Raw genomic sequence first — 24,822 nt, forward strand, 5'->3', positions numbered from 1 at the left:
GTTAGGCCTTGTTATCCGCCGCGGAACCTGGCCACCCTGGGTACTGCGGCGGCGTGCCGCCGAATTCGGGGCAGAGATCCTGGTGGGCACACCAGCCACATAGCTTGGAGGGCTTGGGGCGGAAATCCCCGGCGCGCCCATCGGCTTCAATTTTGGCCCACAACTCGCCGAGATCGCGCTCGAAGTACTCCAGCTCCTCTCGGTTTGGGCTAAGAAACATCGAGTCCAAGACCTTGAGGTACATAAGCCGCAACTGGTGGGGGATAGTGCCTAGAATGCGCCAGTAGACTAGCGCGTAGAAACGCATTTGGAATTGGGCATCTTGTGAATAGCGGGGTAGTGGTTTCTTGCCGGTTTTATAGTCAACGACGCGGACCTCGCCGGTGGGAGCGCGGTCCACTCGGTCGATGAAGCCACGAACGGGAACTCCATTAGGAAGGATTGTATTCACGTACATCTCGGTTTCTTGGCAATCAAAGCCTTGCGGATTTTCCATCTGGAAATAGCCTTTGAGCAATTCCCTGGCGGAAACGAAGAAGTCATAGGTGTCTTCTTTTGGCACGAGCTCGAGCAGTTCCGCGTCCTTTGCGGTCATGTCTGCCCACGAGGGCTTAATCATCTTTACTGCGGCAGGATAGGTACGCTCTGCGCGCGGTAGCTTATGCATTTCTTCCAGTACGGCATGCACTAAGGTTCCTTTGACCTGCGCAATGGTTTTGGGTTCGGGCAGCTTGTCAATGGCTCGGAAGCGATAGAGCAGTGGGCACTGCTTGTAATCGGAAGCGCGCGAGGGTGACAGGGCAAGCGGGCGGGGTGTCGATGAAGTAGCCATGGTGTATCTAGCCTATCGTCGTGCGTTTCGTGGCAAGCTAGGAGGTATGAGTTATACCGAAGATTTCCTCGATTTCATCGCCGCTTCTCCTTCCTCTTATCACGCTGCGGAGGAGGTATCCCGCCAATTGCGCGAGGTGGGATTTGATCTACAGGATGAGAGCGAGGAATGGTCGGCCGCACCAGGTGGCCACGTGATGGTGCGCGGTGGCGCGGTAGCGGCCTGGTATGTACCACAGGGGGCGGATAAGAATTCTGGTTTCCGCATCGTGGGGTCACATACGGACTCGCCGGGCCTGGTGCTCAAACCCACGCCGGACTTTTCGGCGGCGGACTGGCAGCAAGTAGCAGTAGAGGTCTACGGCGGGGCTCTACTGCATACCTGGTTTGACCGAGAGTTGACCGTCGCTGGCCAGATTGTGACTAAGGACGGCACGCGGCATGTGGTAAATACTGGCCCTGTCCTGCGCCTGCCGTCTTTGGCCATCCACCTGTACCGCAAGGATGAGTTCAAACCAGACCGACAGCACAATATGCAGCCTGTCTTAAGCGTCGGTGACCCAGAGGCATCGATCTTGCAGGTAGTGGGGGAGAAGGCGGGCGTCGGCAAGCAGGATATTGCATCCTTCAACCTGATTACGGCCGATGCCGCCCGCGGTGAGGTCTTTGGGGCAGGAGAGCAGTTCATTGCAGCCGGGCGCATGGATAATCTTTCTTCTGTACATGCCTCCTTGGCGGCGATGAAGAATGCTGCCAAGGACTATCAGGGCAAGGATATTTTGGTCATGATGGCCTTTGACCACGAAGAGGTAGGTTCCAGCTCCCGCTACGGTGCGGGCGGGCCTATTCTGGCGGACGTCATTACTCGAACGGCCCGGGCACTGGGAGCTAACGAGGAGGAACGCTTCCAGATGTTTTCCCGCTCGAGTTGTGTCTCGGCCGATGCGGCACATTCGGTGCATCCCAATTACGTGGGCAAGCACGATCCCACGCACCACCCGATAATCGGCAAGGGACCAGTGACCAAGATCAACGGCAACCAGCGCTATGCCTCCGATGCCACCACAGTGGCGTTGTGGGAAGCAGCGTGCGACAAGGCTGGCGTGCCGGTGCAGCGCTTTGTGGGCAATAATGACGTGCCGTGCGGATCGACCATCGGTCCCATCACCGCAACCCGTTTGGGCATCGACACCGTGGATGTGGGCGTGCCCATGCTGTCGATGCACTCGGCGCGTGAAATGGTGGGCGAGCGGGACCAAGTATGGCTTGCACAAGCGCTTGAGGCATACTTGGTGGGATAGTAATCGCAACCTCGAGGAGTCTTGAGACATGGCTTATTCCGGCCCCTTTGCCTATGGCGACCGCGTGCAGCTTACCGACGCCAAGCGGCGCCACTACACGGTCATCCTTGAAGAGGGAGGCCAGTTCCACTCCCACAAGGGCATAATTAACCACGATGACATCGTGGGTATGGATGAGGGTTCGGTTATTGAGTCCACCCTTGGCTCCTCCTTCCTTCTATTCCGTCACCTGATGGTGGACCATGTGCTGTCCATGCCGCGCGGTGCCGCGGTGATTTACCCCAAGGATGCGGCACAGATCTTGGTAGAAGGCGATATTTTCATGGGCGCGCGCGTGCTCGAGGCCGGTGCCGGTTCCGGTGCGCTATCCATGTCTTTGCTGCGTGCCGTCGGCCCAGAAGGCCATGTGTATTCCTATGAGGTGCGCGATGATCACCTTGAGTATGCGGTGGATAACGTGAAGGAATACTTTGGCGAGCAGCCGGAGTGGTGGTCGCCGCGCCTTGGTGATCTGGCAGACGTTACCACTGCAGACCTGGGTGGGCCGGTAGACCGCGTTATCCTCGACATGCTCGAACCATGGGAACACTTGGAGACCGTGCGCGATCTCCTCATCCCAGGTGGCGTGTTTATGACCTACGTGGCAACGGTGCCACAGCTAATGAAGGTCATGGAAGGCATTCGTGAACTCAAGTGCTTCACTGAGCCCAAGGCATGGGAATCGCTGGTGCGTGAATGGAAGGTCGAAGGCCTAGCTACCCGCCCAGAGCACCGCATGAATGCGCACACCGCCTTCCTCATCTGGACTCGCCGCCTGGCCGATGGTGTCACCCCACCACGCCCGCAGCGCCGTGCCCGGAAGTAGGGCCGCTTTAACGCCCAGAATTTAAAGCGGAAGTGCCCTCTCTCGCTGCCCGCGCCGCGTTAGAGTAGTGGGCATGGATGAAGCCACGGACTATAAGCGGCAGGTCAGCCAGCTTGCCGCCCGCAATCAGAAGTTGGCGGGCTTATTAAAAGAATCGCGCGTGAAGCTGGAGCAGCTTTTTGCCGAGCTCAACGCGCTGGCTGAGCCGGCATCGACCTACGGTGTTTTTCTAGGTTATTCGCCGAACCACAGCGAGGTGGGAACCACCGCGGAGGTCTATACCAATGGCCGCATTATGCAGCTTAAGGTCTCGCCTAACGTGGAACCAGGCAGTCTCTCGGCCGGCCAGCAGGTTCGCTTGGGCGATGGCTTCGTGGTCGTGGAAGGGTGCCCGCCTGAGCGTACAGGCGAGCTAGCAACGGTGGTGGAGCGCCTCAGCCAAGACCGCCTGATAGTGGCAAATTCCTCTGGTGAGGAAAAGGTAGTGCTGCTAGCCCAAGCACTGCGCGAGGATACCCGGGTGTCTGCAGGCGAGGTAGTACTCGTGGATCCCAAAGCTGCAATCGCGCTGGAAAAGGTGGAGAAAACGGAGGTCTCCCAGCTTTCTTTGGAAGAGGTCCCGGATGTGCGCTATGAGGATATCGGCGGCCTAGACGAGCAGATTTCCCAGATCCGCGATTCCGTAGAGCTACCGTTTATCCATCCCGACCTCTATCACCAATTCGAGCTACAGCCGCCTAAGGGCGTGCTCCTGTATGGCCCGCCAGGGTGCGGTAAGACGCTTATTGCCAAGGCAGTAGCCCACTCTTTAGCCCAGCAATTAGGCAGCGAGGGCACGAGCTACTTCCTCAACATCAAGGGCCCAGAGCTGCTCAATAAGTATGTGGGGGAGACGGAACGCCGCATCCGCCTCATTTTTGAGCGGGCCCGCGAATTGGCCCAGCTCAGCGCTGACCGGCCAGTGGTCATCTTCTTCGATGAGATGGAATCGATCTTCCGCACTCGTGGCTCGGGTGTGTCCTCCGATATGGAAATCACGGTTGTTCCCCAGCTGCTCACGGAACTCGATGGAGTTGAGAGCCTGTCCAATGTGATCGTCATTGGCGCTACCAACCGCGAAGAACTCATCGATCCCGCCATCATGCGCCCCGGCCGGCTTGATATCAAGATCCGGGTCAACCGGCCGAATAAACAGGGGGCCCGAGAGATTTTCGCTCGGCACTTCACCGAATCCGTCCCGCACCAGGGCGCGTTGGACGAACTCATTAGCGCCGCGGTGGATGAGCTTTATGCCGATCGCCCCTTCGTACAGCTGCACTTTTCCAGCGGGGAACGCGAAATATTGCATTACCGCGACTTTGTCTCCGGCGCAATGATTGCCAATATCCTCTCGCGGGCCAAAAAGCTGGCTATCAAGGACGCTCTCCGGTTGCGCGCAGGCAGCGAGCAGGCGGCAGGCGGAGACCACGAGGGCATCGCCAAGCAGCACTTGCTCGATGCCATCGCTGCCGAGCGCGCCGAATCAGAATATGTTCCTACCTCCACCAACCCGGAGGAATGGACCAAGATCATTTCCCAAGACCATTCGGGTGCCCGCGTGGAACGGGTGGAGTTATTGACCACAAGGAGGAGCGCATGAGCCGCATTGTAGGTACCGAAACCGAGTACGGAATTGCAACCCCGGAGCTACCGGAGTACTCGCCTATTATTTCTTCCACTCACGCGGTAGTAGCCTATGCCGCGATGCACACAGGGGCGCGCTCACGCTGGGATTTTGCCGAGGAACACCCGCTGCGCGATTCCCGCGGTTTTGATCTCAAGCGCTACCAGACGGTGCCCGTAGTCGACCCCAACGCCATTGGAGTAGCCAATGTGGTCACGGCTAATGGCGCGCGCTTTTATGTCGACCATGCGCACCCAGAGTATTCCGCGCCGGAATGCACTAATGCCTGCGACGCCACGCTTTATGACGCCGCAGGGGATGCCACGCTCCTGCAAGCAGCCGCGGCCGTAGCGGAGCTCAGCGCGCAAGGAAAGTCCGTCCTTGCCAACCATGAGCCCTGTCCGGCCCTGCGTTTCTATAAAAATAACGTAGATGGAAAAGGCGCATCTTATGGCTCTCATGAGAACTATCAGTACTCCCGTGAAACGGACTTCGACACCATGGCGCAGGCCCTCATCCCTTTCTTCGTTGCTCGCCAGGTAGTCATCGGCGCCGGGCGCATGGGACGCGGCGAGTTTGGTGAAGAGCCAGGTTTCCAGATCTCCCAACGCGCTGACTACATTGAGCAAGAAATCTCGCTGGAGACCACCCTCAATCGCGGCATTGTCAATACCCGCGATGAGCCGCATGCAGTCCATGCTGACTTCGGCCGCCTCCACGTCATCATTGGGGACGCGAATATGTCGCAGACGTCTACATTGCTCAAACTGGGGATGACCTCTCTGGTGCTCGATGCCATCGAAGAGGGCGTGGACTTCAGCGACCTACGCCTGCAGGATGCTGTGGCGGAAGTCCCACGCGTAAGCCGCGATCTTAGGCTTCAGCATCGGCTCACGCTTGCCGACGCCCGCCAACTCACCGCCTTAGAGCTCCTTGCCGAATATCGCGCCCGCCTAACCCCACGCACACCCACCGATCACAAGGTCCTCGCGGCCTGGGACGAAGTAGTTTCGCTACTGGAGAAAGACCCGATGCAGGCCTCACACCTGCTGGACTGGGTGGCAAAGTATCGCCTGATTAAGGGCTATCTCGACCGCGGCATCAATCCAGACGACCCCAAGCTGCGGCTCATAGACCTGCAATACGCGGAGATTGACCCGGCCAAATCGCTTCACCACGCTCTAGTGCGCAAAGGCCAGATGCGGCAGCTTTTTAGCGCCGCCGAAATTGAGCGTGTTTCCAGCTGTCCGCCGGAGGACACCCGCGCTTATTTCCGCGGCCGAGTAACGCAGAAATTCGGCGAGGATATCATTGCCGCAAGCTGGCAAAGCCTCACCGTACAAGTAGGGGAGGGCACCGCCGCACCGTGGGCCACAGTCCCCATGGATATCGCCACTGGTCTCACTCAGGCTGAATGTGGAGAGATGATTGACGCCGCCGACACGGTCGAGGATCTTCTCCAAGGACTCACTGACAGCGGGATCCACCCCGAGTACCGTAATTAACAACCACGAATTAAAGCAGGATCCAGCAGGATCCACAGAAAGGATTTCCCACCTATGTCCACTCACCAGTCTCAGGTCACCGGCGGTAATGGCGGCGATGACTCCGCTGGCGACGAGGAGTTTACCTCCACGCAGCTCAGCATCAATACCACCGGCACCGATGAACTCCTCGATGAGATCGACGGGCTACTAGAAAATAACGCCGAGGAATTCGTGCGCTCCTATGTCCAAAAGGGCGGGCAGTAAGGGTGACTGACCAGCGCCCTATCTTTGCCCGACGCATCATGGGCATTGAAACAGAATATGGCCTAACTACCAGCGCGGGCTCGAAGGAACGGACTCTGAGCCCCGATGAGGTAGCGCGCGTGCTTTTCCGGCCCATCGTCCAGGAGCATTCCTCCTCCAATATTTTTTCAACCAATGCCAGCCGCCTCTACCTCGATGTCGGTTCCCACCCCGAGGTAGCCACCGCCGAGTGTGATAGCTTGAGCCAGCTTTTAGCCTATGAATGCGCGGGCGATGCCATTGTCAACCGGCTCGGCGAGCAAGCAGAGCAAGCCTTCGCCGCCACGGGCCACCCGCGTGCGGTGTACCTTTTTAAAAACAACGTGGACTCGGCTGGCAACTCCTTCGGCTGCCATGAAAACTATCTCATTGGCCGCCACATGGTGCTCAAGGATTTGGGGCTCGCGCTTTTGCCGTTTCTTATCACCCGCCAGCTCATTTGTGGCGCTGGCATGATCCAACCCGCTAAGGGCGATAAGCCCGCCCAGTTTCTGCTTTCGCAGCGTGCGGACCAGGTGTGGGAAGGCGTATCTTCTGCCACCACCCGTTCGCGTCCCATCATTAATACCCGCGATGAGCCGCATGGCGATTCCAAACGTTTCCGCCGCATGCACGTCATTGTAGGAGATTCCAATATGGCCGAGCCCACTATGGCGCTGAAAGTAGGCTCAACGCTGCTTATCTTGGAAATGCTGGAAGCGGGTTTTGAGCTGCCGGAATTTGATATCGAAAAGCCGATTCACCATATCCGCGCCATCGCGCGCGATATGACGGGTTTGACCGAACTGCCGCTTGCCGGAGGTGGCTCCGTTACCGCGCTGGAGGTGCAACAGCAGCTCTGTATGCGCGCAAGCCAATGGCTGGAAGAAAGGGAAGACGCTGGTACCCCTACCTCCGAAATGCGACGCGTGGTTGATCTCTGGCAGCGCACCTTGCGTGCCATTGAGACCCAAGATTTTTCCGAAGTGGACAGGGAAATCGACTGGGTCATTAAACTCGCCCTGCTTGAGCGCTACCGTGCGCGGCTCGGTGGGCAGTGGGACCACCCTAAGCTGGCCCAGATTGATATGACGTATCACGATATCCGTCCTGGACGCGGGCTCTACCATGTACTGCTGCGCAAAGGTCTTATCGATCGCTGGATTGAGGATTCTGATATTGAACGCGCGATGGACACAGCGCCGGCGACCACGCGCGCTGCGCTGCGCGGCCAGTTCTTGGCTACCGCGCGTAACTGTGGCGCCAATGTCACCGTTGATTGGACGCGGCTGAAAGTCAATCGGCCCGAACCGCGAACCGAGGAACTTTTGGATCCCTTCATTGCCCACGATGAACGAGTCGATGCATTGCTAGACTATATGCGTTCACACCACAGCTAGACCCACCATAGAGTCATATCAGGGAGACAACACAGCACGTGGCAGCACACAACCCCACGCCCAAACGACATGATGAGGCGGTAGAACGGCTCACCAACCTCTCCTTCGCGCTACAAGGCGCGGCAAACTCCGGCGGTAGCCCTGATCGCAGCGCTGCATGGATTCGTCGCCACGTTGCCGGGTACGGCGATAAGTCGGGCGAGGCTTTTGCCAAGTCCTTGGCGCGCGATATAGCGACCCTCCAACGTGCTGGGGTGCCCATTGTGCATTCCGGTGGTGAGGATGGCGCGCGCTACCGTCTTGACGCGAGTAGTTACCAGCTACCGTCGGTGGAATTTTCTCCGGAAGAGGCCATGGTTTTAGGCATAGCAGGGGGAATGGGTACCACGGGAGGCTTAAGCGATTTCTCTTTATCTGGGTGGACCAAGATTGCCGCCAGCGGCGCCTCGCGCAACCTTTCCGGCGCGCCGGTGTACACAGCGGTCAATGACATCACCCGCCTTGCCCCGGAAGTTATTACCTCTGTCCTCGCTGCGGTGCGCAACCGACTGCGCATTACTTTTTCCTACCGCGCAAACCCGGCCGCTAAGCCAGTACGCCGCGTGATGGATCCTTGGGGAGTGGTCAACCGTGATAGCCACATTTACATCGTGGGTTTCGATGTGGACCGCGGCGCCCCACGTGTCTTTCGTGCGCTTCGCGTCTCCGATATCAAACGCTCACATCATCCTGCAGAACACACCGTGCCAACAGAGACCTTGCAGGTCTTGGTAGAGCGCGCATTGCAGCGCGGAGAAAAGGTAGACGCGCGGCTTATTATTCCGGTGGGAAAGGCACAGGAGTTAATGGATGCGGGCGAGAAGCAGCCTGATGGCACGGTAATGCTGCGCAACGTGGATAAGGATTGGCTCGTGCGCACAGCGGCCGGGTACGCGCCAGAGGTACAGGTGGTCGAACCTGCCGGGGTGCGCCAGGAGGTCATTTCTCTTCTGCGCGCCGCCGCGCAACGGCAGGAAGGACGCTAGATATGGCCGATGCATCGCAAAAGCTCCAGGCGCTCGTGCGCTCTTTGAACCTGATTCCTTACTTTAAAAATCACCCCGACAAGACGCCGATGGAAGCGGCTACGGATTTGGGAATGGAGCCCGGTGAGCTGAAGGAGGCCCTCGATCGTCTATTTTGTTCCGGCACGGGCCGCAATACTGAAGATCTCATTGATCTCAGCTTCAGCTACCGCGACGGGGTAACCATTCACAATGATCAAGGCCTAAGCCAAGCGTTGCGTCTTACTCCCACCGAGGCCGGCGCCTTGCTCCTTACCTTGGAGTCACTGCAGGCAATGCCGGGGCTCATTGACGCCCAGGCTGTCGAATCCGCCGCTGCTAAACTACGCGGCATCATGGATGAAAAGACGGCAGCAATCTATGATTCGCTGTCTACTCCGGCCCCTGAAGAGACGGATATCCAAGCGCTTTTGACTCAAGCGGTCAATGAACGAAAGCGAGTGAGGCTGCGCTACTGGAGTGCTTCATCTAATGCAGAATCCGAGAGGCTGGTGGACCCAGCCCGCATCTTCATCGTTGATTCTGAGCCTTATCTAGCGGCATGGGAAGAAGCTAAGCAAGCCCATCGCACCTTCCGGATCGACCGTATAAGGACCGCTCACATGGAAGAAGAGCAGTCGCAGCCGCACTTAAAAGACCTCGATTTCGATGCCGTTTCACCCTTTAATTTGGGCAATGGGGACACCGTGAAACTAGCAATTAACCAAGAATTCATGTGGCTGGCTGAGTATTACGATATGCGGCTGGGCGAAGACCTAGGAAATGGGGAAGTAGCTGCGACGATGCCTGTGGGATCAGTGGACTGGCTGATTCGTTTTGCCTTGGGTCAAGCTGATAGGTTGCGAGTAGTTGCTCCTCAATCCGTGGTTAAGCTCATTGCGGAGCGAGGAAATGCCGCTTTGAGCGGCTATACTCAATAGCCAGTTACTTGCCCGTTAACTGCGCCCGCCCGCTGGAAGATTTTCCGGCAGTACCGCTGCTCGGCATGCTGGCGCACTAGTTGAAAGAGGTTTCTCCATGAGCCTAGGACCTATGGAAATCGGCCTAATCGTTCTCGTTATCGTCTTGCTATTCGGTGCAAAGAAGCTGCCGGATCTGGCACGTTCCATGGGCCGTTCCATGCGCATCTTCAAATCTGAGGTTAATGAGATGCAGTCCGAGGATACCCAGCGTTCCCAGGCGCAGGCACAGCTGAACCAGAAGCAGCAGTCCGACGAGGAATTCTGGAATCGACCGGACATGCAGCCGGGCCAGCAGAGCAACACCAACCCTCAGCAGTAAACGCCCCCAGCCCGTCGTTGCGCGAACACCTCTGCAGCGCGTGGATACACTCTCGTAATCCGCGCAGCAGGGAAGTGTTCGCTTCTTTGCGTTTGAAAGAGCCATACTGATGTCGCCACAGTCACAACCTGTTTCTGCCCCGAAGGCAAGCAAGAACGTGAAGGGGAAGCTGCGTTTTTCGCGCAAGCAGAAGAACCCTACCGGGGAGATGACCTTGGTGGAGCACCTGCAGGAGCTTCGCCGCCGCGTCATCATCGCCGTTTTAGCGGTGGTCGTCGGCGCCATCATTGGCTTTATCTGGTACCAACGCGCACCGTTCGGTATCTCCCCGCTGGGTGAGATCCTCCGCGAGCCCTATTGTGCGCTGCCAGCAGACAAGCGCGCCTCTTTCAGTGCGGATGGCGAATGCCGTCTTTTGGCCACCAGCCCTTTTGAAATGCTCCTGCTGCGCTTGAAGGTAGGCGCTCTGGCGGGCACCGTATTGTCCTCGCCGGTGTGGCTATATCAGATTTGGGCCTTCGTAGTCCCTGGCCTCCATAAAAATGAGCGTCGCTACACCTTGAGTTTCGTCTCTGCCGCAGTGGGACTATTCGTTGCTGGCGCCGTGCTCGCGTATTTCATCCTGTCCGTTGGGCTGGAATTCCTCATGGGCATCGGTGAAGAGTACCAAACAGCAGCGCTGACAGGTGAACGCTATTTCTACTTCCTTTTGGCATTGCTGCTGATATTCGGCATCAGCTTTGAAATTCCCCTGCTTATCGTCTCGCTCAATCTTATCGGCGTGCTCGAATATGAGCATGTCAAAGACAAACGGCGGATCATTATCGTCCTCGTGATGATTTTTGCCGCCTTTGTCACCCCGGGCCAGGATCCCTTCTCAATGGTGGTCTTAGCTGGATCCCTCATTCTTCTTATTGAGATTGCATTCCAGTTCTGTCGCCTCCACGATAAGCGCATGCAACGCCAGCGCCCCGAGTGGATGGACCTCGACGATGAGGCTGCCTCACCGCTCGACGCAGGACCAGGAGCGGTCGGCGGGCCTACACCCGTCGCGGCGCCAAGCCAGGTAAACCCTTCACCCATCCCCACGCAGCCAGTTCAACAGGCCCGGCAGCAGCCGGAGCAAACGTGGAACACTGAGTCCAAGGGCGCTCCGTCACACGGCGGCGGCTTTTTCGACGATGTCCTCTAGGCACGGGTAGCCTGGGGAGTCATGACTGAAACTCATCTGGATTCCTTTTCTGCAGCCCTGCCATACCCCTTGGATGAGTTCCAGGTTAAGGGCTGCCAGGCCGTAGAGGACGGGCACGGCGTGTTGGTGTGCGCGCCGACCGGCGCCGGCAAAACCATTGTGGGCGAGTTCGCAGTATCGCTGGCATTAAGCCGAGGTACCAAGTGCTTTTATACAACTCCCATTAAGGCGTTGAGCAACCAGAAGTATCACGACTTGGTGGAAGAGCACGGTGAGGAAGCCGTCGGCTTGCTCACCGGTGATGTATCGATCAACTCCGATGCAGAGATCGTCGTTATGACCACCGAGGTGCTGCGCAATATGATCTACGCAGAATCCGCAGCACTAGATCGCCTTACCCATGTGGTCATGGATGAGATCCACTTTTTGGCTGATGCTTCGCGCGGCGCAGTGTGGGAAGAGGTAATCCTCAACCTGGCAGACCATGTCTCCATCATTGGTCTATCTGCCACAGTGTCCAATTCGGAAGAATTCGGCGATTGGCTTTCCACTGTGCGTGGCGATACCACTGTCATCGTTTCCGAACACCGCCCAGTTCCGCTCGACCAGTGGATGATGCTGGGACGTAAGATTTATCCGCTTTTCGAACCCGAATCCGGCGGACAAGTCAACACCGAGCTGGCGCGTAGAATCCAGCGTCTTGAGGCCGGCGATACCGACGACGGTCGCGCAGACTATAAGTCCGGCAAGGGTTTTCGCGCACGCGCCCGCCACAAGGGCGGCGGTCGTAGTGAATTCCGTGGAAGGGGAAGGGGACGCTCCGGTGCTTCTCGCCAGCAGGATCGCTATCGCCCCTTGGGCCGTCCGGAGGTACTGAAAGTACTCCAGTCCCAAGACATGCTGCCGGCCATTACCTTCATTTTCTCCCGCGCTGGCTGCGATGGCGCGCTCTATCAGTGTCTGCGCAACCGCATGGTGCTTACCTCCCAAGAAGAAGCGCAGCAGATCAAAGAAATCGTCGATGCTGGTGTAGAAGGTATCCCCGAAGAAGATCTACAGGTCCTAGACTTCAAGCGCTGGCGCGAAGCCCTTTCCCGGGGCTTCGCGGCGCACCATGCAGGTATGCTGCCGGCCTTCCGGCACATCGTGGAAGACCTCTTCGTACGCGGCCTCGTCCGCGCCGTCTTCGCTACCGAAACCTTGGCTCTCGGCATCAATATGCCGGCGCGCACCGTGGTGCTAGAAAAACTCATCAAATTCAATGGTGAGGCCCACGTTGATCTCACCCCCGGCCAGTACACGCAGCTAACTGGCCGCGCGGGGCGTCGCGGCATCGATACCTTGGGCAATGCAGTCGTGCAATGGGCCCCCGCCATGGATCCGCGTCAAGTAGCCGGCCTTGCTTCCACCCGCACTTACCCTCTCATTTCTACCTTCGCTCCAGGCTACAATATGGCAATCAACTTGCTGGGCATGCTTGGGTTCGAAGACTCTCTTCGGTTGTTAGAGAAGTCTTTTGCCCAGTTCCAAGCGGATGGCTCGGTGGTGGAAGAAACCCGTGAAATTGAGCGCGCGGAACATCGAGTACGCGAGCTGCGCAGCCAGCTGGATGATGCCGTGGCATCGCTCGCACCTCCTGCCAAGGATGGGGAAGATCCCGCCGAGGTACTGATGGACTACGTCCGCCTGCGCCGCGAACTCAGCGCTAAAGAAAAGCAGTCCAAAATCGATAGCGCTAACCAACGCAACCAAGAAGTAATCGCGGTTCTGGGACGCCTGCAGCTAGGCGACGTTATTGCCATGCCTGGCAAGAAGCGCCCTATTCTCGCTGCGGTTGTCACGCCCGCTAACCAGACCGCGGATCCCCGCCCGTGGATTACCACGGAATCTGGGTGGTCTGGTCGGATCGACGCCGCTGGGATCAATAACCCTCCCATTCAGGTGGGGCGCATTAAAATCCCCAAGCCGGTACGCAAGAATCCGCGGCGCAATACCCGTTATGTGCAGGATGTCTTGCGCCGTGAGCACTTCGATCGCCCCAAGCGGATGAAGTCACAGCCCCGTACCCGGCCTAATAAGCGGGTGGGGCAGTTGCGCGATCAGCTACGCGCCCATCCCGCACACGAGTGGCCGGCCACCGACCGCGAGCAGCTGGCGGGCTTGGCACAAAAGCTCGCGCGGCGCGAGCGAGATCAAGATAAGCTCCAGTCCAAGGTAAATAAGGCTACAGATACTTTGGGCCGCACCTTCGAGCGCATCGTGGACCTTCTGGCAGAAATGGACTATGTCGAGTTCACCGGGGTAGGTTCCGAACGCACGCCCGTAATTACTGAGGAAGGCGAGCGTCTAGCCAAGATTCACAGCGAATCCGATCTGCTCGTGGCACAGTGCTTGAAGCGCGGGATTTGGGATGAGCTGGATCCTGCCGAGCTTGCCGGCGTTGCTTCTTTGTGCTGTTTCGAAAACCGCAAGGCTACCAGTGGGCAGCCAGAAGCAGCTACCGAGCGCATGGCCGATGCCATGAATGGCACGTGGCGCGTTTATACCGAACTCACCGCCGATGAGCAGCGCCACCGTCTGCCGCCTACCCGTGAGCCGGAGGCTGGTTTCGCCCTGGCCGTCCACCAATGGGCAGCCGGTGCCCCCTTGGGCTATTGCATGGCTGCCGCTAATGAAGCCGGCGCCGAACTTACCCCCGGTGATTTTGTCCGCTGGTGCCGGCAAGTCATTGACCTCCTGCAGCAGGTGGCGAAGACCGGCTATGACGGCGAGATTCAGCGCAATGCCCGTAGGGCTATCGATGCCGTTCAGCGCGGTGTGGTAGCCATCGGCGCCTAGAGGCCGCGGCTTGGGCGAGTAGACTCTGGGACATGACTGTTACTCAGACTTTTTCCGCTGATGTCTACGCCCAGCGCCTGCAGGCCGCCCAACAGGCCGCTAAGGACAAGGACATCGATCTGCTCCTCATCGGTACGGGTCCAGACTTTGCCTATCTCACTGGCTCCTGGGTTTCCTCGCACGAGCGCCTTACCGTTTTGGTCGTGCCGCAGCAAGGCAATGCCTGGATCGCTGCGCCTAATACCGATATCACCGATATCAAGGCGGCTCCAGTAGGAGAGCTGGATGTAGAGCTGCGGGGTTGGAACGACGGCGATAATCCCTATGAGCTAGCACTAGATGGTGCAGGCGCTGCTCTAAACAACGTGGCCCTGGGGCAGTCGCTGACTGCAGACCACGTCCTGCGTTTTCAGGATCTGATCCCACTCGCTAATTATCAGTTGGCTACCTACGCGCTGGCGGAGCTTTTTACCCGCAAGGATGAAGCTGAGATTGCTGAGCTGCGCAAGGCTGGCCAGGCCATCGATGCGGTCCACGCACAGGTGCCAAAACTCCTCCAGCCGGGCCGCACCGAGGCGGAGGTGGCTCAGGAATTGGAAGAGCTCATCTTGCAAGAGCACACCGTTATCGATTTCGTGATTGTCGGCTCGGGTCCGAACGGCGCCAACCCGCACCATAGTTTCTCGGACCGTGTGTTAGCGGAGGGCGAGCCAGTCGTCGTCGATATCGGCGGCACTCTGCCTTCTGGTTACCACTCCGATTGCACCCGCACCTACGTGGTCGGCGGGGACGTTTCCAAGGCACCGCAGGACTTTCAGGATGCTTATGCCGTGCTTGCCGACGCCCAAGCAGCCGCCCGCGCCGCAGCCCACCCCGGTAGCACCGCCGCAGAGATCGATGCCATTACCCGCAAGGCGATCGCTGCAGCCGGCTGGGGCGACAACTTTGTCCACCGCACCGGACATGGCATTGGACTATCTACGCACGAAGAGCCGTTCATTATGGAAGGCAATGACCTCACATTGGAAGAAGGCATGGCCTTTTCCATTGAGCCGGGCATCTACGTGGAAGGCAAGTGGGGCATGCGCTTGGAGGATATCGTGGTGCTTACTAGCGATGGCTACGAGTCCCTCAACCTAGCTCCGCGTGAAGTCCGTTAAATGGCTGGCGTATTAATACTTGGCGGTCGCAGTGATATCGGCGGCGAAATAGCTCGGCGGGTGGCTCCCGGTAAGGACATTGTGCTCGCTGCTCGTGGCACCCACGGAATGGACGGTAGAGAACAGCAGTTGCGGGCGGCGGGCGCGCGCAGCGTGCACTTGCTTGATTTCGACGCCGCAGATTTTCCGTCCCATGCTGGAGTTGTCGATCGCGCGATAGAGCTAGCAGGACCTCTGGAGATTGCGGTTGTAGCCTTTGGCATCCTGGGTGACCAGGAGCGAGCGGAACGCGATGCTTCCCACGCGGTCGACATCGCCACGATTGATTACGCGGCGCAGATTTCCCTGCTCACCTTGGTTTCTGAGCGCATGCAGCGCGGCCACATCATCGCGTTTTCCTCGATCGCAGGGTGGAGGGCCCGTCGAGCGAATTACGTCTACGGTTCTACCAAGGCTGGTCTTGACGCCTTCTGTCAAGGTTTGGCCGATAAGCTGCACGGCAGTCGGCTAGGACTCATTACCGCACGCCCCGGCTTCGTGATTGGCAGCATGACAGAAGGAATGAAACCGGCGCCGCTTTCGGTGCGTCCAGAGGATGTGGCCGAGGCCGTGGTCAGCTGCATAGACCACGATGCACGGCGCGGTAGACCGCGTTCGCGCACCATCTGGATCCCCAGAGCTCTACAGGGCCTAGCGTGGATCATGCGCCTCGTGCCGCGCCCAATCTGGCGTCACATGCCACGCTAGAGTCTGCGATCCTGCTGCTGTGCGCGAAGCAGTGGGGAGTTGATGTCGAAGATGAATCCACGCGGGGCGAGTACGCGCAGAACCACCTCGGCATCGCCCTCAGCGATATTGTGAAAGACTAATCCACCCCACGGGGTGACGGTGATGTCTACCTCCAGCTGCCCAATGAGCTGTGCAAACTCGGCTGGAATTGCGCCTTTATGAACGCCTGCGCCCAGATCAACGATGCCCGCAGGCAGATGCTCATCCAGCCAGCCAATGGGGCCGGGTTCTGCCAGGGCGGAGCTTGTGTGTTCCTCGGCCTCCGCGCGCTGGAGTGCTTCCTCATAATGACGGGCGGCGGCGTGTGGGGTAAGTGGGGCAGTAGGGGCGTCGACAAGCGGGGAGCGCCCAAGGTGCAAAGAACCATCCTTGTCGATGTTTAAACTCACACCAGCGGCACCCGCGGGCAAGCTATCCTCTTCCGCGATGACTGCAAGACCTGGCCCGCCTTCTATCGCACCCAATTCAGCCGCAATATCTTGGGCCGCCTGCTTGGCCGCTGCCGATAGGGGTGAGGCCAGCACCGGCACCGTGGCGGCATGTAGATGCAGGCCCTGGAGCCGCCGCTTAAGCGCCTCCGCATCCGTAATTCCGCGCAGCTCGATGGCAGAAAACCGGTCGATGTACACAAATCCATCCGCGCAATCACTGGCGCATTCTGCCAAAGTTACCCAATCTGGGGCGTGGGTGCTGCCGCCGGCAACGTGGATGCGGGTGCACGTGCCGTACTGAGGGTCGTCGAAAAGCGCAGGAGTAAACATGCGCACCAGTTTAACCTGCCGCAGCTGCAGCATAGTTCACGAGTGTTGCCAGCGCATTTTCAGTCTGCCTCGTTAAACTGAGGCCATGCCGTTTTTCTATTTTGCTCTCTACATGGTCGCAGAAACCCTGACTTTCTGGGCCGTATCCACATGGATCGGTGTAGGTTGGGCGCTAATCGCGCTCTTTGTCACCATGTTTTTCGGAATGTCCATCGCCGGCATTGAAGTCCGGCGCTTGATGGGAAAGCAGGTCGAACGCACAGGAGACGGCACTTACGTTGTCCGCGGCGGCAATATGGGCAAGACTGCCAGCAACGTAGGTCTTACCTTGGTAGGCGGCATGTTGCTCTCCTTGCCTGGCTTCCTAACCACGATTCTCGGCGCCCTACTTATTTTCTCGCCCACCCGTGCAATCATCCGCACAGTTATGGCAGCGTCTTTGTACCGCAAGATCGAGAATATGGGTGTCAAGATCTACGAGGCAACCCCGATGGCGCAGCAGCATGACACGTATGGCGATTTTGTCTCCTTCGGCCGCGGACAAGCCGCACACAGCGGGCACCCGAGTACTCAGGACGCTGGCCCACATGAGGTCTTGGATGAGGAAGAGATTCGCCGGTGGACTGAAAACCTAGATCCGGATGACTTTGGCCCTGCCGGTGGCGAGACCAAGGGCGGCAAGAGCTAGTGTTGCCTATCCTTGCCCGCCTTTTAGTGGCGGGCCTTTCTGGTCTGCTTACTTATGCCGCCATTGAGCCCCGCGGCTGGTGGTGGGCCGCAGTAGTAGGTATGGGCTTGCTCTATGTGAGTTTGATGCCTTGGGGAACTAGGCACGTCTCCGCCCGTCTGGGCGCACTACTCGCGGTAGCGCATTCACTCGTGCTCTATCTTCTCACCTTGCCCTGGATCGGTGAATTGGTGGGAAGCGGGCCGTATATTGCGTTGGCAGTATGGCTTGCGGTTTACGCCATCCTATTGGGCTTTGGCGGCGCTGCGGTGGCACGGTGGAAGTACGGTTTTATTGCTTTCCCGTTCGTCTACCTCGCGGTGGAGGTGCTGCGTTCTTCTCTACCTTTCGGTGGTTTTTCCTGGGTCAAACTGGCTTGGGGGCAAATCGACGGGCCGCTAGCCAAGCTAGCGCCGTGGGGTGGCACCTCGCTTATCACCGTCGCCACAGTACTGTGTGGCTGCGGAATCGCCGCCTTGGTGATTCAACGCGGGTGGAAGGCCAAGGCCGTCGCACTGGTGACAGTTATTCTTCCCCTTGCGACCGCGACGGTAGCGGGCTTGAGCATCAACCGCGACGACTCCATTGTCGGTGAAGCAAAGGTTGCTGCCATTCAAGGAAACGTGCCTCGCATGGGCCTAGATTTTGCTGGGCAGCGGCAAGCGGTTCTCAATAATCATGTGGCTGAAACGAAGAAGCTGGCCGCGCGCGACAAGGACATCGACCTCGTCATCTGGCCTGAAAACTCATCCGATATCAATCCTTTCCATGACGGTAGGGCAGCCGCGGCAATCAGTGGTGCCGTTGATGCGATTGATGCCCCCGTTCTGGTTGGCACCGCTACGCGCGATGACGTGGGCGCCCGCAATACAATGCAGGTCTTTGCCCCTGGCCACGCGGTAGGGGACCACCACTATAAGAAGTACCTGCAGCCTTTCGGTGAGACCATGCCGATGCGGGATTTCTTTGCCAAATTTTCTGACTACGTGGATTTTGCCGGGGACTTCAAACCCGGCGATGGTCCAGGTGTGGTTTCCATGGCGGGCGTGCCGGTAGGCGTGGCAACGTGTTACGAAGTCTCTTTCGACAACGCCTTTAGAGAATCGGTCAAAAATGGCGCACAATTACTGACTACGCCAACCAATAACGCCACCTTTGGCTACTCGGATATGACTTACCAGCAATTGGCCATGAGCCGGCTGCGTGCGATGGAAACAGACCGTGCCGTGGTGGTGGCGGCGACCTCTGGAGTATCTGCCATTGTTCACCCCGATGGCCGCGTCAGCCAGTCCACGGAAATTTTCACGCCGGCCGCTCTCGTGGAGCAATTGCCTTTGCGTAGCGGCGAGACCTTTTCCGTTAGGTTTGGTTCGCCCCTGCAATGGCTCATGGTTATTATTGGAACAGTCTGCGCACTGGTAGCTTTGCGCACAAACCGCCTGCGACGCACCCCGCGCCGCTCCGGCACAGATACATACGTAGGAGCATAAACACTGTGAGCACGCTTGAAGCCTCGACCTTGGTCATCATCCCGACCTATAACGAGATCGAAAACCTCCCTCTCATTACTGGACGCGTCCGCGCGGCGGTCCCAGAGGTGCATATCCTCATCGTGGACGATAACTCGCCCGATGGCACCGGCGACAAGGCCGATGAGTTCGCAGCGCAGGATGACCATATCCACGTTCTCCACCGCGAAGGCAAGGGTGGCCTGCTAGGCGCCTATATCGCTGGCTTTGAGTGGGGCTTGGAGCGTGATTACCAAGTACTGTGCGAGATGGATGCAGATGGCTCCCACGCGCCGGAACAGCTCCACTTGCTGCTAGAAGAGGTAGACAAGGGTGCGGACCTAGTGATCGGCTCCCGCTATATTCCGGGCGGTGAGACCGTCAACTGGCCGGCTTCTCGCGAGTACCTTTCCCGCTTGGGTAATATCTACATCTCCGTGGCGCTGGGCGCTGGCCTGTCCGATATGACCGCCGGTTATCGTGCCTTCCGCCGCGAACTCCTCGAATCCATTGATTTCGACGAGCTATCCAAGGCGGGCTATATCTTCCAGGTGGATCTGGCTTTCCGCGCGGTTAAGGCCGGCTTCGATGTCCGCGAGGTTCCTATTACCTTCACCGAGCGCGAATACGGCGAGTCCAAGCTTGATGGTTCCTTCGTGAAAGATTCCCTGCTAGAGGTAACCAAGTGGGGCGTTGCCCACCGCACGGAGCAGCTGCAGGATTTCGGCGACGCCGTATCCAAGCTGGTCAATCGTGAAGTCAAGGATGGCTCCATTCACGATCTAGGCGTGCAGGCCCGCAAGAGCGCCGGCTGGGCATCTGACTTCGCCGGGGAAATTGCTCACCTAGCAAAGCACCAGATTGCACAGTTGAAGAAGTAGCCCATGCTTCAACGCTAAAGGCCCGTACCGTTCCTTAGTAAAACTAAGGAGGTACGGGCCTTTAGCTGCCGCAGAACCTTATGAGTTCTTTTGCTGCTGTTCCTGCTGCTCCTTTAGCAGGCGGGCTGCGGAACGGCGGCGGGAGCGCAGGTGGTTAATGCGCTCTTCTAGGAGCTCGTCCAACTCCTCAATGGAGCGGCGCTCACGCAGCATATCCCAGTGGGTACGTGGCGGCTTAGCCGGCTTAGACTCAACGCCTTCACCTTCTACAAGGTGGCCTAGCTTGCCGTTTTTGCACATCCATTCCTCAGGGATTTCAGCATCATCCGCAAAAGGCACCTCATAAATCTCGCCGTCTTCGGTGCGGTACTTCACCATTTGGCGTGGTGCGAGGTCGTGGTCGCGGTCGGTTTCGTAGCTGACTGCGCCCATACGGCTGCCACGGAGTACGCGATCTGCCATGCAACATCATCCTTTTCAAAGAGATCCCTGATTGAGTGCGAAGCAAAACTTCGCCTAAGAGCTACTAATTATAACGAACACCCTCGCGTCTTTGTTCCCAGCCCGCCTAAAATGCACTAAAATGTATCGGGTGATCCGTACAGCTAGTCGTGAACGCAACGTCGGTTCCTGCCAATGGTGTGGGAAGGACATTGATCAAGGCGGTAGAGGGCGGCCACGTAAGTTCTGCAGCGCCTCGTGCAAACAGCGCGCGTATGAGCAAAGAAATAATGTTAGTGGCACGGGAATTCCCGCTAACGCTGTGATCCTTACTCCGGAAAAGGCAGAAAGTTTGCGCGACGGACTTTTTGAACTACGTTGTTCCGCAGAAGATATCAATACCGCCGCGGAGGAAGGCGCTAGTGCGCAGGAGCTTGCCGGTTTGTGCGAAGAGCTTGTTGCCCTAGCCCGACGCCTAGAAGGACTTCGATAGAAGATGAAAAAGCTTTTTTATAACCGCAAGCTCGTCATCACCATCTTTGTGGTGCTCATTGTATTGCTCACCGCCGTGGCCATTGGCCCTATGGTGTATTCGCTTCTCAAGGGCGCCGGTGTAAAAACAGAGCCTATTTCCGCCGATGGAGCTAAGGCTGCGTCTACGGAACTAGATGGATCCTGGCAGGTTGCCAAGGGGCGTGCTGATAGTCATACCTCGGTTGGTTTTACCTTCAATGAGATTCTACCTGCAGAAAAGACCACCACATCTGGTTCGACCACCGAGGTGACCGGTCAGGCAGAAATTTCTGATTCCACCCTCAAAACCGCGACGGTCACCGTGGATATGGATGAGTTGTCTACGGATAAAAAGGTCCGCGACCAAAACATGAAGTCCAAACTCTTTGAGACGCAACTTTTCCCGGAGTCTTCCTTTAAGCTCACCAAACCCGCTTCGCTTGCCGACGTCCCAGATGACGGCACCATTGGCGCGGTAAAGCTCACCGGTGACTTGACCATCAAGGATGAGACACACGAGGTTTCCCAAGACTTTGACGTTCTCCGCGACGGGGATAACATCGTCATCGGCGGCACCGTTCCAATTAACCGCCTTGATTATGGCGTAGAAACCCCGGAAATGTTGGCAGCAAAGGTCGAGGAAAAGGGCGAGGTCAATCTTCGCATTTCCTTCAAGAAGGACTAATAAGGACGAGCCATGAACACCCGCCAAATGATCCCGTTTATGTGGCTGCGCCTTCTTATAGTCATCGGCTTTACCATTTTCGTAGCCGTTCAACACATGTGGGTCATCGTAGCGATTTCTGCCTGCTTGGCGCTTTTGACTATATGGCAGCTGTGGAGTGCTTACCGTAATCGTTAAATAAGACATCCAAAGCGAGCGGTAGTTGCCCCGAATATCGTCAATGTGACGTTATATAGTGGTGTGATTACATGCTCCAGTAGGGCGTATTTTTGCCGAAATCCACCCGTCCGACCACCCATCGGGAGCCACACGCCATAGATGGCTGGCGCCCGTGGCACGGCGGGGCTCAATAGTGCTTAATAGTTAAGGCGCCTGGCGTCGCAGAGGCAGACTGCATACCGGCGGCCCTCAATAGGATTAGCCAGCCAGCTTGGCGGACCAGTGGCCACTGGAGTGTGTCGCGGCAACTGCGCGACATCGCAAAGCAGAGCTTCACAGCAGAAGGCGGAGCGAAGATTATCGCCGCAATAAAAGGAGCAGGCGGGGATTCTGATAAGACCGACCAGAAGGCTCGAGGTATGCCAAGGTATAAATGAGGAACTGCCCAACAATGGATAAATGTCCGATAATGTACATTATGTCATTTTATCTGGGTGCCATTTCCCCTAGTGCGCAATCGCGCGCAATGAATTCTTCGCCGCATCTCCATTGCCCGCGATTTGTCCCCCGCTAGCATTCTGTGCCCCTTAAGGGTGCGTAAAATCGGCATTATGACGATTCAGCATGTAGTAGATAAGCCTTCCCGCGCAGCGCTCTTCTTGGTCCTTGAGATCAAGGATGGCGGCGAGCAAGCCACCCGCGATATGCTTTCGGGGTTCGCTGGACTGTTTAAGTCCGTAAACTTCCGTTATAACGACGGCGAGCTTTATACCGTAGTCGGCATTGGCGCCTCCATGTGGCCTCGTTTGACCAGCGCACCTATGCCCGAACACCTCAAGGAATTTGCTGCTATTGACGCCGCACATAAGGCACCGGCAACACCGGGCGATATTCTCTTGCACTTCCGTGCCAATAATTATGACCTGTGCCACGAAATGGCTCGCCAGGTACTCAATCAGCTGGGTGAGGCTGCAACGGTCATCGATGAGACCCAGGGGTTTAAATACCTTGACCAGCGCGACCTGCTCGGCTTTGTAGACGGCACCGCCAATCCCCTCGCCGAGGAAGCTTTGGATACCGTATTGCTTGACGACGCCGCCGATTACCCTCGTGGCTCCTATGTCACCGTACAAAAATATATCCACGACCTCGACAAGTGGAACGAGCTGAGCACCGAAGAGCAAGAAAAGGTCATTGGTCGCACCAAGGCTGACGATATCGAGCTCGATGATGGTATTAAGCCTTCCAATTCTCACGTTGCTCTCAACGACCTTGAGGAAGATATCTACCGCGAGAATATGGTCTTTGGTTCTTTTGCTGCTGGTGAGATGGGTACTTACTTCATCGGCTATGCAAAGGATCCAGAAAACGTCATGGAACGTCTGCGCAATATGTTCATCGGCAAGCCGGAGGGGAACTACGACCGCATTCTAGACTTCTCCACCGCTCTTACTGGCACCAACTTCTTTGTGCCCAGCGCGGACCTGATGAAAAACTTCGACGAGCTACCGCCCGCCTAGCGTCGTCCCCCACGGTTGCGGTGGGCCAATCCGAATTGCACCGCGTCAATCATTCCGAGCGTCATTAAGGCCTCGCGGAGGGCAAATTGGAAGGTCCACAGGCGGCGGAATACTGGGTCGAACCCAGCCGCCGCGGCCTCCCGCAGGTGCCCATCAAAAAAGGATCGTTGCTGACGCAAAGATTCTAGGTAGTGTGTCCCCACGTGTGTTTCCGATACGATGCGCAGGTTCGAGTTCTTATCGACGAGCTGGTGCAGCTCCGCGGTAAGCGGATAGTCCAGTGCAGGCCACACATATGCACGCAAGGCCTGAATCGACGCCTTTCCGGCGTCGGTCATTGCTTCGGTCGCCACAAGGGACTGAATTCCTGCCCGGCCATTAGGGGTTAAGAACCGGTCGACTGCGCGAATATACTCTTTGCGCTCCTGTGGGCTAAGCTGTTCTATCTTTTCCACGGTGACGATTGCGTCATAGTGTCCGCGCCATTGCTTGGGATTTGGGACAACCCCGGGAATGCGTTCCACATGGATGGAATCATCTGCCCCCTCGAGCACGAGCGCCTCACGCATATGACTTATCTGATCTACGTCGCTGGTCAATACGTCTACCGTTGCGCGCCGCTTGGTTGCGCGCATGGCAGGCTGCATTCCAGCGGCTGGGTACACCAATAGGTGGGTTCCGGCGCCGGTGCGAGTGACGTCGAGAAGCCAATCAGCGGCGCGACGCTGGGCATCGCCCAAATCATCTCTGTCCACACTCGTGGGCTCGCTTAGCGTCGTGACATCCACGAAGTGGCTTTTCGGTTCCTTGCGGCCGGCCTTGGGGCTATAGCTTTCTACTGTCTCCCTAATGGTCGTCGGCACACCGCTAGAAAAGATGCCACCCACATGGCTTAAACCATCACCGGAATAGAGCCGGACCAACTCCATCGGCAACTCCCCTGGCTCCGAATTGCCGGCGCCTAGCATCTTGGCCTTGGGAAGATATCCCACCCCCAGCAACCGCCCAAGCACTTTTACCAGCTGGGAGGACGAGCTGACGGACCACTCTCCTGCCATAAAGCTTTCTGCGAACCCCAGCCATCCACTGGCGGCGATTCGTTCAAACAAGGCATCGTGTCCGACCTTGAGATCTGGTCCGCCCTCTACTTCCAAGTCGAGTTCCAATCCGGCGTCATCGCAAGCCTTGGCAAATTCAGCCTCTGCACGGCGAGCCTTTAAACCAGGCCAACGAGATGAAGGGACTGTAGCCACATTGGGCCAGGAATCTGCATCGATGGAGCTCAAATGCTCGGGGCGGATAAAACTCATAATGCCAGGTGCGCTCCTTGGTGGGCGGAGGAAGTCACTATCGGCAATTACCTTAGTCAGCTTGGCACGCACCTCGGCTTAGGCGCTCCGCACAGGCGCAATGGTTCCTGCCGCGAAAATAATAACGATGCACGGAAGTTTATCAGTCAATGAGTATGCACGTT

24 protein-coding genes are annotated in these 24,822 nt (G+C 57.6%); 20 read left to right on the top strand and 4 right to left on the bottom strand.

Features of this window, described 5'->3' with window-relative positions:
• Nucleotide 1: 1 nt before the first annotated feature.
• Complete coding sequence (locus tag WMP96_RS08830; protein WP_301715752.1) at nucleotides 2-832, bottom strand: RecB family exonuclease; 831 nt, start codon at nucleotides 830-832, stop codon at nucleotides 2-4.
• A 46-nt stretch (nucleotides 833-878) separates the two neighbouring features.
• Here WMP96_RS08830 and WMP96_RS08835 point away from each other — a divergent pair, with 46 nt between their 5' ends.
• The 13 genes from WMP96_RS08835 (at nucleotide 879) to WMP96_RS08895 (ending at nucleotide 16,111) form a co-directional block, all read left to right on the top strand.
• Complete coding sequence (locus tag WMP96_RS08835) at nucleotides 879-2,132, top strand: M18 family aminopeptidase (protein ID WP_340432958.1); 1,254 nt, start codon at nucleotides 879-881, stop codon at nucleotides 2,130-2,132.
• 28 nt (nucleotides 2,133-2,160) lie between these two features.
• Nucleotides 2,161-2,997 (top strand): tRNA (adenine-N1)-methyltransferase, encoded by an 837-nt coding sequence (locus WMP96_RS08840; RefSeq protein ID WP_301715754.1) that lies wholly within the window; start codon nucleotides 2,161-2,163, stop codon nucleotides 2,995-2,997.
• Between the two features lie 73 nt (nucleotides 2,998-3,070).
• The gene (arc, locus tag WMP96_RS08845) at nucleotides 3,071-4,636 is read left to right on the top strand and encodes a proteasome ATPase (protein WP_301715755.1); all 1,566 of its coding nucleotides are present in this window, start codon (nucleotides 3,071-3,073) and stop codon (nucleotides 4,634-4,636) included.
• Nucleotides 4,633-6,165, top strand: coding sequence for a depupylase/deamidase Dop (gene dop, locus WMP96_RS08850; protein WP_301715756.1), 1,533 nt, complete (start codon nucleotides 4,633-4,635; stop codon nucleotides 6,163-6,165). Before arc ends, dop begins: the two co-directional genes overlap by 4 nt.
• Before the next feature lie 54 nt (nucleotides 6,166-6,219).
• Nucleotides 6,220-6,411 (top strand): ubiquitin-like protein Pup, encoded by a 192-nt coding sequence (locus WMP96_RS08855; protein WP_005324778.1) that lies wholly within the window; start codon nucleotides 6,220-6,222, stop codon nucleotides 6,409-6,411.
• A gap of 38 nt (nucleotides 6,412-6,449) precedes the next feature.
• Nucleotides 6,450-7,829 carry a Pup--protein ligase gene (pafA, locus tag WMP96_RS08860; protein WP_301715787.1) on the top strand — a complete coding sequence of 460 codons (1,380 nt, stop codon included), beginning with the start codon at nucleotides 6,450-6,452 and terminating at the stop codon, nucleotides 7,827-7,829.
• Between the two features lie 38 nt (nucleotides 7,830-7,867).
• The gene (locus WMP96_RS08865) at nucleotides 7,868-8,854 is read left to right on the top strand and encodes a helix-turn-helix transcriptional regulator (protein WP_239206017.1); all 987 of its coding nucleotides are present in this window, start codon (nucleotides 7,868-7,870) and stop codon (nucleotides 8,852-8,854) included.
• Between the two features lie 2 nt (nucleotides 8,855-8,856).
• Entirely contained in the window at nucleotides 8,857-9,813 is a 957-nt protein-coding gene (locus tag WMP96_RS08870; protein WP_340432965.1) for a helix-turn-helix transcriptional regulator, read from the top strand.
• A gap of 97 nt (nucleotides 9,814-9,910) precedes the next feature.
• Nucleotides 9,911-10,174, top strand: a complete 264-nt coding sequence (gene tatA / locus WMP96_RS08875) for a Sec-independent protein translocase subunit TatA (RefSeq protein ID WP_239206021.1) — start codon at nucleotides 9,911-9,913, stop codon at nucleotides 10,172-10,174.
• Nucleotides 10,175-10,283: 109 nt separating this feature from the next.
• A complete protein-coding gene (gene tatC / locus WMP96_RS08880; RefSeq protein WP_301715759.1) occupies nucleotides 10,284-11,366 on the top strand; it encodes a twin-arginine translocase subunit TatC in 1,083 nt (360 codons plus the stop codon).
• Nucleotides 11,367-11,387: 21 nt separating this feature from the next.
• Nucleotides 11,388-14,204, top strand: a complete 2,817-nt coding sequence (locus WMP96_RS08885) for a DEAD/DEAH box helicase (RefSeq protein ID WP_340432968.1) — start codon at nucleotides 11,388-11,390, stop codon at nucleotides 14,202-14,204.
• A 32-nt stretch (nucleotides 14,205-14,236) separates the two neighbouring features.
• A complete protein-coding gene (locus tag WMP96_RS08890) occupies nucleotides 14,237-15,364 on the top strand; it encodes a M24 family metallopeptidase (protein ID WP_248098262.1) in 1,128 nt (375 codons plus the stop codon).
• On the top strand, nucleotides 15,365-16,111 hold the full coding sequence (locus WMP96_RS08895) for an SDR family oxidoreductase (protein WP_284835342.1): 747 nt from the start codon (nucleotides 15,365-15,367) through the stop codon (nucleotides 16,109-16,111).
• Here the strand turns inward: WMP96_RS08895 and WMP96_RS08900 are convergent.
• Nucleotides 16,108-16,914, bottom strand: a complete 807-nt coding sequence (locus WMP96_RS08900; RefSeq protein ID WP_239206031.1) for a precorrin-3B synthase — start codon at nucleotides 16,912-16,914, stop codon at nucleotides 16,108-16,110. The two genes, WMP96_RS08895 and WMP96_RS08900, sit on opposite strands and share 4 nt — an antisense overlap.
• 85 nt (nucleotides 16,915-16,999) lie before the next feature.
• Between WMP96_RS08900 and WMP96_RS08905 the strand changes: the two genes are divergently transcribed.
• Genes WMP96_RS08905 through WMP96_RS08915 form a run of 3 tightly spaced genes read left to right on the top strand, consistent with a single transcriptional unit; the run spans nucleotide 17,000 to nucleotide 20,030 of the window.
• Nucleotides 17,000-17,602, top strand: a complete 603-nt coding sequence (locus WMP96_RS08905; RefSeq protein ID WP_248098257.1) for an FxsA family protein — start codon at nucleotides 17,000-17,002, stop codon at nucleotides 17,600-17,602.
• Entirely contained in the window at nucleotides 17,602-19,131 is a 1,530-nt protein-coding gene (lnt, locus tag WMP96_RS08910; protein WP_239206035.1) for an apolipoprotein N-acyltransferase, read from the top strand. Before WMP96_RS08905 ends, lnt begins: the two co-directional genes overlap by 1 nt.
• A gap of 5 nt (nucleotides 19,132-19,136) precedes the next feature.
• Nucleotides 19,137-20,030: a polyprenol monophosphomannose synthase gene (locus tag WMP96_RS08915; RefSeq protein WP_239206037.1), complete on the top strand. Its 894-nt coding sequence runs from the start codon at nucleotides 19,137-19,139 to the stop codon at nucleotides 20,028-20,030.
• A gap of 78 nt (nucleotides 20,031-20,108) precedes the next feature.
• Here WMP96_RS08915 and WMP96_RS08920 read toward each other — a convergent pair whose 3' ends face one another.
• Nucleotides 20,109-20,492, bottom strand: coding sequence for an RNA polymerase-binding protein RbpA (locus WMP96_RS08920; RefSeq protein WP_023021567.1), 384 nt, complete (start codon nucleotides 20,490-20,492; stop codon nucleotides 20,109-20,111).
• 121 nt (nucleotides 20,493-20,613) lie between these two features.
• Here WMP96_RS08920 and WMP96_RS08925 point away from each other — a divergent pair, with 121 nt between their 5' ends.
• The 4 genes from WMP96_RS08925 (at nucleotide 20,614) to WMP96_RS08940 (ending at nucleotide 23,348) form a co-directional block, all read left to right on the top strand.
• Nucleotides 20,614-20,964 carry a hypothetical protein gene (locus WMP96_RS08925; protein ID WP_239206039.1) on the top strand — a complete coding sequence of 117 codons (351 nt, stop codon included), beginning with the start codon at nucleotides 20,614-20,616 and terminating at the stop codon, nucleotides 20,962-20,964.
• Between the two features lie 3 nt (nucleotides 20,965-20,967).
• On the top strand, nucleotides 20,968-21,669 hold the full coding sequence (locus WMP96_RS08930; RefSeq protein ID WP_301715763.1) for a YceI family protein: 702 nt from the start codon (nucleotides 20,968-20,970) through the stop codon (nucleotides 21,667-21,669).
• Nucleotides 21,670-21,681: 12 nt separating this feature from the next.
• Entirely contained in the window at nucleotides 21,682-21,846 is a 165-nt protein-coding gene (locus WMP96_RS08935) for a hypothetical protein (RefSeq protein ID WP_023021569.1), read from the top strand.
• A gap of 593 nt (nucleotides 21,847-22,439) precedes the next feature.
• Complete coding sequence (locus WMP96_RS08940) at nucleotides 22,440-23,348, top strand: Dyp-type peroxidase (RefSeq protein ID WP_239206043.1); 909 nt, start codon at nucleotides 22,440-22,442, stop codon at nucleotides 23,346-23,348.
• Here WMP96_RS08940 and WMP96_RS08945 read toward each other — a convergent pair.
• Nucleotides 23,345-24,658 (bottom strand): SAM-dependent methyltransferase, encoded by a 1,314-nt coding sequence (locus WMP96_RS08945; protein WP_239206045.1) that lies wholly within the window; start codon nucleotides 24,656-24,658, stop codon nucleotides 23,345-23,347. The genes WMP96_RS08940 and WMP96_RS08945 overlap by 4 nt on opposite strands.
• Nucleotides 24,659-24,822 lie beyond the last annotated feature (164 nt).

The organism is Corynebacterium sp. KPL4035 (assembly GCF_037908325.1).
Lineage (GTDB): Bacteria > Actinomycetota > Actinomycetes > Mycobacteriales > Mycobacteriaceae > Corynebacterium > Corynebacterium kefirresidentii.

What these genes read in the sequence shown, in the direction of transcription:
- WMP96_RS08830 (WP_301715752.1), bottom strand. Translation starts at nt 832, where the DNA reads ATGGCTACTTCATCGACACCCCGCCCGCTTGCCCTGTCACCCTCGCGC.
- WMP96_RS08835 (WP_340432958.1), top strand. Translation starts at nt 879, where the DNA reads ATGAGTTATACCGAAGATTTCCTCGATTTCATCGCCGCTTCTCCTTCC.
- WMP96_RS08840 (WP_301715754.1), top strand. Translation starts at nt 2,161, where the DNA reads ATGGCTTATTCCGGCCCCTTTGCCTATGGCGACCGCGTGCAGCTTACC.
- arc (WP_301715755.1), top strand. Translation starts at nt 3,071, where the DNA reads ATGGATGAAGCCACGGACTATAAGCGGCAGGTCAGCCAGCTTGCCGCC.
- dop (WP_301715756.1), top strand. Translation starts at nt 4,633, where the DNA reads ATGAGCCGCATTGTAGGTACCGAAACCGAGTACGGAATTGCAACCCCG.
- WMP96_RS08855 (WP_005324778.1), top strand. Translation starts at nt 6,220, where the DNA reads ATGTCCACTCACCAGTCTCAGGTCACCGGCGGTAATGGCGGCGATGAC.
- pafA (WP_301715787.1), top strand. Translation starts at nt 6,450, where the DNA reads ATGGGCATTGAAACAGAATATGGCCTAACTACCAGCGCGGGCTCGAAG.
- WMP96_RS08870 (WP_340432965.1), top strand. Translation starts at nt 8,857, where the DNA reads ATGGCCGATGCATCGCAAAAGCTCCAGGCGCTCGTGCGCTCTTTGAAC.
- tatA (WP_239206021.1), top strand. Translation starts at nt 9,911, where the DNA reads ATGAGCCTAGGACCTATGGAAATCGGCCTAATCGTTCTCGTTATCGTC.
- tatC (WP_301715759.1), top strand. Translation starts at nt 10,284, where the DNA reads ATGTCGCCACAGTCACAACCTGTTTCTGCCCCGAAGGCAAGCAAGAAC.
- WMP96_RS08885 (WP_340432968.1), top strand. Translation starts at nt 11,388, where the DNA reads ATGACTGAAACTCATCTGGATTCCTTTTCTGCAGCCCTGCCATACCCC.
- WMP96_RS08890 (WP_248098262.1), top strand. Translation starts at nt 14,237, where the DNA reads ATGACTGTTACTCAGACTTTTTCCGCTGATGTCTACGCCCAGCGCCTG.
- WMP96_RS08895 (WP_284835342.1), top strand. Translation starts at nt 15,365, where the DNA reads ATGGCTGGCGTATTAATACTTGGCGGTCGCAGTGATATCGGCGGCGAA.
- WMP96_RS08900 (WP_239206031.1), bottom strand. Translation starts at nt 16,914, where the DNA reads ATGTTTACTCCTGCGCTTTTCGACGACCCTCAGTACGGCACGTGCACC.
- WMP96_RS08905 (WP_248098257.1), top strand. Translation starts at nt 17,000, where the DNA reads ATGCCGTTTTTCTATTTTGCTCTCTACATGGTCGCAGAAACCCTGACT.
- WMP96_RS08920 (WP_023021567.1), bottom strand. Translation starts at nt 20,492, where the DNA reads ATGGCAGATCGCGTACTCCGTGGCAGCCGTATGGGCGCAGTCAGCTAC.
- WMP96_RS08925 (WP_239206039.1), top strand. Translation starts at nt 20,614, where the DNA reads ATGTATCGGGTGATCCGTACAGCTAGTCGTGAACGCAACGTCGGTTCC.
- WMP96_RS08930 (WP_301715763.1), top strand. Translation starts at nt 20,968, where the DNA reads ATGAAAAAGCTTTTTTATAACCGCAAGCTCGTCATCACCATCTTTGTG.
- WMP96_RS08935 (WP_023021569.1), top strand. Translation starts at nt 21,682, where the DNA reads ATGAACACCCGCCAAATGATCCCGTTTATGTGGCTGCGCCTTCTTATA.
- WMP96_RS08940 (WP_239206043.1), top strand. Translation starts at nt 22,440, where the DNA reads ATGACGATTCAGCATGTAGTAGATAAGCCTTCCCGCGCAGCGCTCTTC.
- WMP96_RS08945 (WP_239206045.1), bottom strand. Translation starts at nt 24,658, where the DNA reads ATGAGTTTTATCCGCCCCGAGCATTTGAGCTCCATCGATGCAGATTCC.